General features: G+C 70.4%; 12 protein-coding genes and 1 tRNA gene. 12 read left to right on the plus strand and 1 reads right to left on the minus strand.

The features are described from left to right. The first annotated feature begins 15 nt into the window (after nt 1–15). The 8 genes from rpsP to DWB05_RS13345 all read left to right on the plus strand — a co-directional run bounded on the left by rpsP (nt 16) and on the right by DWB05_RS13345 (nt 5585). Complete coding sequence (rpsP, locus tag DWB05_RS13310) at nt 16–348, plus strand: 30S ribosomal protein S16 (RefSeq protein ID WP_114377707.1); 333 nt, start codon at nt 16–18, stop codon at nt 346–348. A 36-nt stretch (nt 349–384) separates the two neighbouring features. Beyond that, nucleotides 385–921, plus strand: a complete 537-nt coding sequence (gene rimM / locus DWB05_RS13315) for a ribosome maturation factor RimM (protein ID WP_114377708.1) — start codon at nt 385–387, stop codon at nt 919–921. Beyond that, complete coding sequence (trmD, locus tag DWB05_RS13320) at nt 918–1634, plus strand: tRNA (guanosine(37)-N1)-methyltransferase TrmD (RefSeq protein ID WP_114377709.1); 717 nt, start codon at nt 918–920, stop codon at nt 1632–1634. Before rimM ends, trmD begins: the two co-directional genes overlap by 4 nt. 55 nt (nt 1635–1689) lie before the next feature. Beyond that, complete coding sequence (rplS, locus tag DWB05_RS13325) at nt 1690–2112, plus strand: 50S ribosomal protein L19 (protein WP_114377710.1); 423 nt, start codon at nt 1690–1692, stop codon at nt 2110–2112. A gap of 34 nt (nt 2113–2146) precedes the next feature. Then, the gene (gene leuC, locus DWB05_RS13330; protein ID WP_114377711.1) at nt 2147–3568 is read left to right on the plus strand and encodes a 3-isopropylmalate dehydratase large subunit; all 1422 of its coding nucleotides are present in this window, start codon (nt 2147–2149) and stop codon (nt 3566–3568) included. 14 nt (nt 3569–3582) lie between these two features. Further along, complete coding sequence (gene leuD / locus DWB05_RS13335; RefSeq protein WP_114377712.1) at nt 3583–4194, plus strand: 3-isopropylmalate dehydratase small subunit; 612 nt, start codon at nt 3583–3585, stop codon at nt 4192–4194. Between the two features lie 90 nt (nt 4195–4284). After that, complete coding sequence (leuB, locus tag DWB05_RS13340) at nt 4285–5397, plus strand: 3-isopropylmalate dehydrogenase (RefSeq protein WP_114377713.1); 1113 nt, start codon at nt 4285–4287, stop codon at nt 5395–5397. A 111-nt stretch (nt 5398–5508) separates the two neighbouring features. Next, a tRNA-Arg gene (locus DWB05_RS13345) sits at nt 5509–5585 on the plus strand. Between the two features lie 124 nt (nt 5586–5709). Here the strand turns inward: DWB05_RS13345 and DWB05_RS13350 are convergent. After that, nucleotides 5710–6501: a GntR family transcriptional regulator gene (locus DWB05_RS13350; RefSeq protein ID WP_114377714.1), complete on the minus strand. Its 792-nt coding sequence runs from the start codon at nt 6499–6501 to the stop codon at nt 5710–5712. 92 nt (nt 6502–6593) lie between these two features. Between DWB05_RS13350 and DWB05_RS13355 the strand changes: the two genes are divergently transcribed. The 4 genes from DWB05_RS13355 (at nt 6594) to DWB05_RS13370 (ending at nt 10167) form a co-directional block, all read left to right on the plus strand. Next, entirely contained in the window at nt 6594–7430 is an 837-nt protein-coding gene (locus tag DWB05_RS13355; protein ID WP_114377715.1) for a fumarylacetoacetate hydrolase family protein, read from the plus strand. Next, nucleotides 7430–8095 carry a polysaccharide deacetylase family protein gene (locus DWB05_RS13360; RefSeq protein WP_114377716.1) on the plus strand — a complete coding sequence of 222 codons (666 nt, stop codon included), beginning with the start codon at nt 7430–7432 and terminating at the stop codon, nt 8093–8095. Before DWB05_RS13355 ends, DWB05_RS13360 begins: the two co-directional genes overlap by 1 nt. A 147-nt stretch (nt 8096–8242) precedes the next feature. After that, nucleotides 8243–9163 (plus strand): dioxygenase family protein, encoded by a 921-nt coding sequence (locus DWB05_RS13365; protein WP_232818550.1) that lies wholly within the window; start codon nt 8243–8245, stop codon nt 9161–9163. Nucleotides 9164–9207: 44 nt separating this feature from the next. Then, nucleotides 9208–10167, plus strand: a complete 960-nt coding sequence (locus DWB05_RS13370; RefSeq protein WP_114377718.1) for a tripartite tricarboxylate transporter substrate binding protein — start codon at nt 9208–9210, stop codon at nt 10165–10167. Nucleotides 10168–10440 lie beyond the last annotated feature (273 nt).

Consider the following 10440-nt stretch of genomic DNA (forward strand, 5'->3'; position numbering starts at 1 on the left):
GGAGAACGAACGCGAATGGCCGTGAAGATCAGGCTTGCCAGGGCGGGGGCGAAGAAGCGTCCCTACTACCACATCGTCGCTGCCGACAGCCGCGCCCCGCGCGACGGGCGCTTCATCGAGAAGCTCGGTACCTACAACCCGATGCTGCCGCAGGACCACGCCGACCGCGTGCGTTTGCAGCCGGAGAAGATCAAGGCCTGGCTCGAGCGGGGTGCCCAGGTGACGGATCGCGTCGCGCGCTTCCTCGCCAAGGCCGGGCTGATCCCGCCGCCGCCGCGCCCGACCCAGACCAAGCAGCACCTGCCGAAGAAGAAGGCGCAGGAGCGCGCCGCGGCGGCTGCCGGCTGACGGGCGGACGAAGGCTGACGAGCGAGGGGTTCGCGCGTGGCCCAGGAGCGCATCCTGCTCGGCGTGATCGGACGCCCGCACGGGGTGAAAGGCCTCGTGCGCGTGCAGTCCTTCACCGCCGACCCGTGCGCGATCGCCGACTACGGCCCGCTTGCCGACGAGGCGGGTCGTCGCTTCGCCCTCCGCGTGGTGATGCGGGGCGCGATGCCGGTCTGCGCCATCGACGGTGTGGCCGATCGCGACGCTGCCGCGCGCCTGACCGGCACGCGCCTCTACGCCGAACGCGCGCAGCTTCCTGCCCTCGAGGATCCGGACGAGTTCTACCGCGCCGACTTGATCGGGCTCGCGGCGGAGGATGCCGAGGGGCGCGTGCTCGGGCGCGTAACCGCGGTCGAGGATTACGGGGCCGGCACCTTCCTCGAGATCGCGGCGGACGACGGCCTGCTCACCGTGCCGTTCACCCGTACCAGCGTGCCGCTCGTCGATCTCGCCCGCGGTCGCCTGGTCGTCATCCCGCCTGCCGAGGTGGTCGTGCCGCCTTCGGCCGCGGGCGAGCGGGAGGCGGCGGCATGACCTGGCGCGCCGTCGTGCTCACCCTGTTTCCGGAGATGTTCCCGGGTCCGCTCGGGCATTCGCTCGCCGGCAAGGCGCTCGCGCGCGGGGATTGGGCGCTGGAGACGATCGACATCCGCGATTTCGCCACCGACCGCCACCGCAGCGTGGACGACACGCCGTTCGGCGGGGGCCCGGGGATGGTGATGCGGCCCGACGTGGTGGACGATGCGGTGTCCGCCGCACTCGAGCGCGCCCCCGATCTGCCGCTGATCGTCTTCACGCCGCGCGGGCGTCTGCTGACCCAGCGCCGCGTGCGCGCCCTTGCCGAGGGCCCGGGCGCGATCCTGCTCTGCGGCCGCTACGAGGGCATCGACGAGCGGGTGATTCGCCATCGCCGGATGGAGGAGATCTCCATCGGGGACTACGTGCTGTCGGGGGGAGAGCCGGCAGCGATCGTGCTGATGGATGCGTGCGTGCGGCTTCTGCCGGGGGTGATGGGCGAGGCGGCGAGTGCGGCGGAGGAAAGTTTCGCCCACGGCTTGCTCGAATACCCGCAGTACACGCGGCCGGCGACGTGGAAGGACATGACGGTGCCGGAGGTCCTGCGCAGCGGCGACCATGCCGCCGTCGCCGCCTGGCGCCGCGCCCAGGCCGAGGCGGACACGCGCGACCGCCGCCCCGACCTGTGGGAAGCCTACCGCGCGCTCGCCGAAGCCGCCCCCACGGCATGACGGAACAATCGCGGCCCGGAACGGGCCGGACACGGAACGACGAAGGAGTGGAGCGATGAACCTCTTGCAGCAGATCGAGGCCGAGCAGCTGGCGAAGCGCCTCGCCGAACGCCCCGTCCCCGAGTTCGGGCCCGGCGATACGCTGCGCGTGATGGTGAAGGTGATCGAGGGCGAGCGCACCCGCCTTCAGGCCTTCGAGGGCGTATGCATCGCGCGCAAGAACGCCGGCATCAACAGCTCCTTCACCGTGCGCAAGATCTCCTACGGCGAGGGGGTGGAGCGCATCTTCCCGCTCCATTCGCCGAGCATCGCCGAGATCAAGGTGGTGCGTCGCGGCGACGTTCGCCGCGCCAAGCTCTACTACCTGCGCGGACGCACGGGTAAGGCCGCGCGCATCGCGGAGAAGCTCGGCCTCACGGGCGGGGCGGAGGCGCCGGTGGCCGAGGCGGCCTCGCCGGCCGAGAACGCGCAGGGCTGAGACGCGGCGGAAGGACGAGGGGAGGGCGGCAAGCATGGCGGAAGCAGCCCGGCCGCGCACGCTGTTCGACAAGATCTGGGATGCGCACGTCGTCGAACGCCTGCCCGACGGCACCGCGATCCTCTACATCGACCGCCATCTCGTGCACGAGGTGACGAGCCCGCAGGCCTTCGAAGGGCTTCGCCTTGCCGGCCGCCGCCCGCGCCGCCCCGATCTCACCTTCGCGGTCGCCGACCACAACGTGCCGACATCGGATCGTTCCGTCGGCATCGAGGAACCGGAAAGCCGCCTGCAGGTCGAGACCCTCGAGCGCAACGTCGCCGAGTTCGGCATCACCTATTTCCCGCTGAACGACGCCCGCCAGGGCATCGTGCACGTGGTCGGACCCGAGCAGGGGCTCACCTTGCCCGGGCTCACCATCGTCTGCGGCGACTCCCATACCTCGACCCATGGTGCGTTCGGCGCGCTCGCCTTCGGCATCGGCACCTCCGAGGTGGAGCACGTCCTGGCGACGCAGACGCTGCTGCAGAAGCCGGCGAAGAACATGCTGATCGAGGTGAACGGGCGGCTCGGCTTCGGCTGCACGGCGAAGGACGTCGTGCTCGCCATCATCGGGCGCATCGGCACCGCGGGCGGCACCGGCCACGTGATCGAATACGCGGGCGACGTCATTCGCGGCCTTGACATGGCGGGACGGATGACGATCTGCAACATGTCGATCGAGGCCGGCGCCCGTGCCGGGCTGATCGCCCCGGACGAGACGACCTTCGCCTGGCTGAAGGACAGGCCCTATGCGCCGAAGGGGGAGGCGTGGGACCGCGCGGTGGCCCAGTGGCGGACCCTCCCGTCCGATGCCGGCGCGCAGTACGACACGCGTGTCGTTCTCGACGCCAGCGACATCGCTCCCCTCGTCACCTGGGGCACGAGCCCCGAAGACGTGGTGCCGATCACCGGTGCGGTCCCCGATCCGGACGACGAACCGACGGAAGCCCGGCGGGCGGCGAAGCGTCGCATGCTCGAGTACATGGGCCTCACGCCGGGAACGCGGATGCAGGATATCCGCGTCGACGTCGTCTTCATCGGCTCCTGCACCAACAGCCGCATCGAGGACCTGCGCGCCGCCGCCGCGGTGGTGAACGGCCGCAAGGTGGCGGACGGCGTGCGGGCGATGGTGGTGCCCGGGTCGGGCCTGGTGAAGCAGCAGGCCGAACGCGAGGGGCTTGATCGGATCTTCAAGGAGGCCGGGTTCGAGTGGCGCGAGGCGGGCTGCTCGATGTGCCTCGGCATGAACCCCGACCAGCTCAAACCCGGGCAGCGCTGTGCCTCGACCTCGAACCGCAACTTCGAGGGACGCCAGGGCCCGGGTGGGCGGACGCACCTGATGAGCCCCGCCATGGCCGCGGCCGCCGCCGTCACCGGCCGGCTTGCGGATGTGCGCGAGCTCGTCGCGCACTGAACCGGGAGGTCGCGATGCAGCCCTTCACCACGCTGACGGGGATCGCCGCCGCGTTGCCGATCCCGAACATCGACACCGACAAAATCATCCCGGCCCGCTTCCTGAAGACGATCAAGCGCACGGGGCTCGGCTCGGCCCTGTTCCATGCCATGCGCTACCGCCCGGACGGCAGCGAGGACCCCGATTTCGTCCTGAACAAGGAACCGTGGCGGCGGGCGCAGATCCTGATCGCCGGCCCCAATTTCGGCTGCGGCTCCTCGCGCGAGCACGCGCCTTGGGCGCTGCTCGATTTCGGCATCCGCTGCATCATCGCGCCCGAGTTCGCCGACATCTTCTACAACAACTGCTTCAAGAACGGCATTCTGCCGATCAAGCTGCCGCAGGCGGTGTGCGATGCGCTCGCCGAGGACGCCAGGCTGGGGGCGAATGCGCGGCTCACCGTCGATCTCGAACGGCAGGTGGTTGTGCGGCCGAACGGCGAGGAGATCCGCTTCGAGATCGATCCCTTCCGCAAGCGCTGCCTGCTCGAGGGGCTGGACGACATCGCGCTGACGCTCGCGCACGCGGACAAGATCGCCGCCTACGAGGCGCGCCGCCGCGCCGCCGAGCCCTGGGCGGTCGGCTGACGGTCCGCCGCTTCCCGCCAATTCGCCACAGCCGAGTTTCCGCCCCGAACGCGCGCGAGGAAGCGCGCGATGATCGCGACGAGGACACGCATGAGCGCCAACAAGTCCCTGCTCATCCTGCCCGGAGACGGGATCGGGCCCGAGGTGATGCGCGAGGCGCGCCGGGTGATCGAGTGGTTCGAGCGCCGGCGCGGGCTCAGCTTCGCGATCGAGGAGGGGCTCGTCGGCGGGGCGGCGATCGACGCCCACGGCGTGCCGATCCTGCCCGAAACCATCGCCAGGGCGAAGGAGGTCGACGCCGTGCTGTTCGGCGCGGTGGGCGGGCCGAAATGGGACGGGCTCGGCTTCGACAGGCGGCCGGAGATCGCGATCCTGTCGCTCAGGCGCGAGCTCGGCCTGTTCGCCAACCTTCGGCCCGCCATCGTGATGGACGCGCTCGTCGACGCCTCCACGCTGAAGCCCGAGGTGGTGCGGGGGCTCGACATCATGATCGTGCGCGAATCGACGGGCGGCATCTATTTCGGCGAACCGCGCGGCATCGAAACCCTGCCCGACGGCACGAAGCGCGGCATCAACACCGAGGTCTACACCACGCCCGAGATCGAGCGCGTGGCGCGCGTCGCGTTCGAGCTCGCCCGCAAGCGGCAGGGCCGCGTCTGTTCGGTCGAGAAGGCGAACGTGATGGAGAGCGGGCTCCTGTGGCGCGAGACCGTCACCGCCCTGCAGCAGCGCGAGTTCCCGGATGTCGCGCTGACCCACATGTACGCCGACAACTGCGCCATGCAGCTCGTGCGCAATCCGCGCCAGTTCGACGTCATCGTCACCACCAACCTGTTCGGCGACCTCCTCTCCGATCTTGCTTCGATGCTGACGGGTTCTCTCGGCATGTTGCCGTCGGCCACACTCGGCGCGGTCGGGCCCGGTGGCCGGCGCCACGCGCTCTATGAGCCGATCCATGGCTCCGCACCGGACATCGCGGGCAAGGGGATCGCGAACCCGATGGCGATGATCCTCTCCTTCGCCATGCTGTTGCGCCATTCTTTCGGCCTCGAGGAGGAGGCGCGCCTGGTTGAGCGTGCCTGCGGCAACGTGCTCGGCTCGGGGCTGCGCACGGCGGACATCATGCAGCCAGGGCTTGCGCGCGTCTCGACGCAGGTGATGGGCGAGGCGGTGGTGCGCGAGCTCGACAAGCTGGGGGCCTGAGCGCGGGAGCCGGCAGCGTCCCGATTGCGAGCGCCGGAAGGGGCGGCGGCAGGTTTGCTCCTGCACCTCTTGCCCCCCGCTGCCCCTTCCGCTATCTCGGCGCCCTCGCGCGCGCCCGTAGCTCAACTGGATAGAGCATCAGACTACGGATCTGAGGGTTAGGGGTTCGAATCCTCTCGGGCGCGCCACTCCCCAACGCGGCACCGGCCTCGACGCTGCTTCGCCGCCGTCCCGAGGCGGCGGGCCGTACGGTCGCTCTACGCCGAGCCTGCCCAGGATGACCGGCTTCGCGTCGGCGCGGCGGCGTGCGGCTCAGGCTAGGCCGTCGCGTGGACGCCGTCGCGGCGCGGCAACGGATCTTCCGAGGGATGACGCGGCAGAACGGGTCCGGCGCACCGCCGCCTCGCCGGGCTCGATACGGCGCGCCAAGGCCAGCGTGACGAAGCGCCCGGTGGCGGCCAGATGCTCGGCGAGCAGGGCGGCGGCGCGATCGGCGTCGCGGGCGAGTGCCGCCTCCGCGATCGCGGCATGTTCCGCCGCGACATCCCGCCCGGGGTAGGAGACGGTGGTGGCGAGGGCGCGGTAGCGGTCCGCCGCTTCGCGCAGCCGCGTGCAGAGTTCGAGGAGCGGCGGCGCGTCGCACGCCGAGATCAGGGCGTGATGGAACGCCCGATGCGCCTCCTCCCAGGCCGGGTTCGCCGTGCGCGCGGTGGGATCGAGAAAGCGGGGCAGACGAGCCAGCCGACCCGCCGCAGCGGTGACGCGGTCCTCCCAATCGGCCGCCCCGCGCCGGACGGATTCCTTCAAGGCAAGGGGCTCGACCAGACAGCGCGTGCGGACCAGCCCGGCGAGATCCTGCGGATCGGCCGCCGCCACCCGAAACCCGCGCTGCTCGACGCGTTCCACCAGCCCTTCGGAGACCAGTCGGGAAAGCGCCTCCCGTAACGGCGCCGGGCCGATCCCGTAGTGGTCCGCGAGGTGCTGCACCTTCAGTTTCGCCCCCGGCGGCAAACGGCAGTCCAGGATGTCATCGCGCAGCCGTCGATAGGCGACCGTGGCGAGGGTCACCGCCTCGGCGGCATCCGAGAGGGAGGGGCGCGGCATGCCGGCAATATGCCGGCGATCGGGTCGAACGCCTATCGATAAATGACTTGCAGAAACGATTTTATCGATTAAAGTGCCACTTGGAGGGAACGATGCGGCTGGTGAGCTTCCTCGCCGACGGACGGCCGATGGCCGGAGCCTTGATCGACGGCGTGGTCGCACCGCTCGCCGAGGGAACGGGGGCGATGCGCGGCCTCCTTGAAATGCCGCCATCCCACTTGGCCGAACGGGCGGAACGCGCCGCAGCCATTCCGTTGCGACAGGTGCGGCTGCAGCCGCCGGTTCCGTGTCCGGGGAAGATCATTTGCATCGGGCTCAACTACGCCCGCCACGCCGCGGAAGGCGGCAACCCGATCCCGGACTATCCGGCGCTCTTTCTCCGCGCCGCCTCGTCCCTCATCGGGCCCGATGAACCGATGCTGCGGCCGCGGGTGAGCGAACGGCTCGATTGGGAGGCGGAGCTCGCCGTGGTGATCGGCCGGCGCGCGCGCCATGTGCGCGAGGAGGAGGCGCTCGCCCACGTCGCCGGCTACGCCTGTTTCAACGACGGTTCGGTGCGCGACTATCAGCGCCGCTCCAGCCAGTGGGGGGCGGGCAAGAACTTCGATGCCACCGGCGCCTTCGGGCCCTGGATCGTGACGGCCGATGCGCTTCCGCCCGGCGCGGCCGGGCTGTCGATCAGGGCCCTGCTCAACGGCGAGGTGATGCAGGACGGGGACACGTCGGACATGATTTTCCCCGTCGCTCGCCTGGTGTCGCTCCTGTCCGAGGTGATGACGCTCGAGCCGGGAGACGTGATCGCCACCGGCACGCCGGCGGGTGTCGGCTATGCCCGCACGCCACCGCGCTTCCTCGCGCCCGGCGACGTGATCGAGGTCGAGATCGAGGGGATCGGCCGGTTGCGCAACCCGATCGCAGCCGAGCCGTGATGTCTCTCCCCTGCGTCACGCTCACCTTCGACAACGGGCCGGACGCGGAGGCGACGCCGCTCGTTCTCGAGGTGCTGGCGCGGCGTGGCGTGCCGGCGTGGTTCTTCGTCGTTGGCAGCCGCCTCGCCGATGCTCGCGGGCGGGCTCTCGTCGAGCGTGCACGGGCCGAGGGCCATCGCATCGGCAATCACACCTGGAGCCACGCCGGGCCGCTCGGTGAGCGGAACGATCCTGGCCATGCGGAGGCGGAGATCGGCCGGACCCAGGCTGCACTGGGTGCGCTCGCCGATCCGGACCGTCTGTTCCGCCCCGTCGGTGGCGGTGGGCGGCTCGGCCGGCACCTCTTCAGCGCCGAGGCGATCGAGCATCTCACCGCCGGCGGCTACACGGTCGTCACCTGGACGCAGGTGCCGGGGGATTGGCGTGACCCGGAAGGCTGGCAGGACCGTGCCTTGGCGGGCTGCCTCGCCGAGCAACGCCCCGTGCTCGTCCTGCACGACATCTCCGTACCCGCGATGCGCCGCCTCGACGGCTTTCTCGGTCGTCTGGCCGATGCGGGCGCATCCTTCACGCAGCAGTTTCCCGCTTCGGTGGTGCTGATGCGGCACGGAAAACCCACGCCCCAGTTCGAGCCATTCCGTCTGCAGAACGGAGCGCCGCCGTGACCGCGCGTCGCAGATCTCCGATGTGCTGGCGCGCCCGCCCAGCGTCGACATGCGGCCGATGGCGCTCCGATCGCGCGGCGTCGCGCGCGACAGCCGCGGCAAGGACCGAGGGGAGGGAAACGGATGCAGGACTGCACGATTGAAACCGTGACCGACACCGTCATCGCGCAGATGGCGACGACGCCCGATGCGCGGCTGCGCGAGATCATGGACTCCCTCGTCCGCCACCTGCACGCCTTCGCGCGCGAGGTGCGCCTGACACCCGAGGAATGGCTGCGCGGCATCGCCTTCCTCACCGCGGTCGGGCAGACCTGCACACCGCATCGGCAGGAGTTCATCCTGCTCTCCGATGTCCTCGGCCTGTCCCGCCTCGTCAACCTGATGCACGATGCCGAAGGCCGCGAGGAGGTCGCCACCGAAACCAGCCTGCTCGGCCCGTTCTTCCGGGAAAACGCGCCCGTGCTGCCGCTCGGCAGCTCGATCGCGCGTACGCCGTCGCAGGCCGAAATCGTGCTCTACGGCACGGTCCGCGACTCCGAGGGGCGGCCGATCGCCGGCGCAACCCTCGACGTGTGGCAGACGGACGAGCACGGGCTCTACGACCTGCAGCGACAGAGCCCCGAGGAGATGGATCTGCGGGGTCGTTTCGTGACCGATGCCGAGGGGCGTTATCACCTCCGCACGGTGAAGCCGCTCGGCTACTCGATCCCGATGGACGGGCCGGTCGGCGATCTGATCCGGGCGCAGAAGCGGCACGGCTTCCGCCCCGCCCACATCCACATGATGGTCGGCGCGACGGGCTATCGCGAGCTCGTCACCGCCCTCTATTTCGCCGACGACCCGCACATCGACAGCGACACCGTGTTCGGCGTGTCGGCAGCGCTTCTCGTCCGCGAGCGTCACGACGATGCAAACGCGCCCCTGCCAGGCCTGCCCTCGGTGCGTTTTGACATCGTACTGTCGCGCGCGCGCGACCAGGCGGCCGGGCGGGTCGGAGCCGATCCGGCGCGGGTGACGGGGGCCGGGCGGGTGGGGGCGGATCCGCAGACCATCACCGCCATGCGCTGAGCCCGCACCCACGCAGCACCAACAAGCAAGGGGAGGAAACAACCATGCTGCAACGACGCTCGGTCCTGGCTGTCGCCGCCGCCCTCGCGGCACTGCCTGGCCAGGCCGCGGTGGCGCAGGACGGCTACCCGAATCGCCCGGTACAGATCGTGTTGCCCTATCCGCCGGGCAACGCGATCGACCTGCTCGTGCGTTCTCTCGCCCAGGCGATGTCGCCGCTGCTCGGGCAGCCCGTGGTGGTGATCAATCGCGACGGTGCTGCCGGCGTGGTCGGCTCCGTCTTCGTGTCGCGGCAGCCGGCCGATGGTTACACGCTGTTGTTCATGCCCGCCCTGGTGGCGTCGGTGTTGCCGATCACCCAGCCTGCCTCGGGTTTGCGGGCGGACACCTTCGTTCCGATCTGCCAGGTGTTCAACCACGCCATGGCCCTCATCGTGCGGCCGGACAGCCCGATCCGGGATCTGAGGGATCTCCAGGCGCGGGCGCGCGCCGCACCTGGGCGGCTGACCTACGGCACGCTCGGCGTCACCTCGATTCCGCATCTGGCCATGGTGCAGTGGATGCTGGCCGCCGGTGTCGAACTCGAACATGTGCCGTTCCGGGCCGATGCGCCGGTGATCACCGAAGTACTCGCGGGACGTCTCGATGTCGGATCGATCGTCCTGGGTTCGGCAGCCGGTCGCACGGACCTGCGGATCCTCGCCGTGTTCGATCGCGAGCGGCATCCGGATTTTCCCGATGCCCCGACGGCGGTGGAACAGGGGTTCGACGTCGCTCCCGCGTCGTTCGGTGGCCTGTTCAGCCTGCACGGCACGCCGGAGCCGATCCTCGCTCGGCTCGAGACCGTGTGCGAAGCGGCAGCGCGAAGCGAACTTTACCGTGAGGCGGTACGCCGCGGCTCGCAACCGCCGAACTATTTCCTGCCGCGTGCCGCTTTCGCGGCGCGCTTGGCCGAGGACATCGCCGTGAAGCGGGACGTGCTGCGGGCGGTACCGCTGAACTAACGGGATTTGGGCGGATGGCGACTCGCCCCGCCTTCGAACAGCGGAGGAGTGGGCGACCAAGGCATCGTTCCCGTCTGAGAAGACGCGCTGCCGAGGCAGACCCGAACGGTAGGAGCGCCCCCGCCGATCATGCGGACGGGGGCGCTCGTCGAAGGCAACGATCGGAACGGGGCGGATCAGGCGGCGCGACGGAGCGCCGGGGCCATGCCGCCGAGGCGGACGGTGCCGGCGTCGGCGATGGGCTTCAGCGCCGGGGCCATGCCGCCGAGGCGG

It is taken from the genome of Elioraea thermophila (ex Habib et al. 2022) (assembly GCF_003336755.1).
Taxonomy (GTDB): Bacteria; Pseudomonadota; Alphaproteobacteria; order Acetobacterales; family Acetobacteraceae; genus Elioraea; species Elioraea thermophila.

Bases quoted from the DNA above. Each gene is read 5' to 3' on its own strand.
- rpsP (WP_114377707.1), top strand. From the start codon at position 16: ATGGCCGTGAAGATCAGGCTTGCCAGGGCGGGGGCGAAGAAGCGTCCC.
- leuC (WP_114377711.1), top strand. From the start codon at position 2,147: ATGGCGGAAGCAGCCCGGCCGCGCACGCTGTTCGACAAGATCTGGGAT.
- DWB05_RS13350 (WP_114377714.1), bottom strand. From the start codon at position 6,501: ATGCCGCGCCCCTCCCTCTCGGATGCCGCCGAGGCGGTGACCCTCGCC.
- DWB05_RS13370 (WP_114377718.1), top strand. From the start codon at position 9,208: ATGCTGCAACGACGCTCGGTCCTGGCTGTCGCCGCCGCCCTCGCGGCA.
- DWB05_RS13360 (WP_114377716.1), top strand. From the start codon at position 7,430: ATGTCTCTCCCCTGCGTCACGCTCACCTTCGACAACGGGCCGGACGCG.
- leuD (WP_114377712.1), top strand. From the start codon at position 3,583: ATGCAGCCCTTCACCACGCTGACGGGGATCGCCGCCGCGTTGCCGATC.
- rplS (WP_114377710.1), top strand. From the start codon at position 1,690: ATGAACCTCTTGCAGCAGATCGAGGCCGAGCAGCTGGCGAAGCGCCTC.
- trmD (WP_114377709.1), top strand. From the start codon at position 918: ATGACCTGGCGCGCCGTCGTGCTCACCCTGTTTCCGGAGATGTTCCCG.
- DWB05_RS13355 (WP_114377715.1), top strand. From the start codon at position 6,594: ATGCGGCTGGTGAGCTTCCTCGCCGACGGACGGCCGATGGCCGGAGCC.
- leuB (WP_114377713.1), top strand. From the start codon at position 4,285: ATGAGCGCCAACAAGTCCCTGCTCATCCTGCCCGGAGACGGGATCGGG.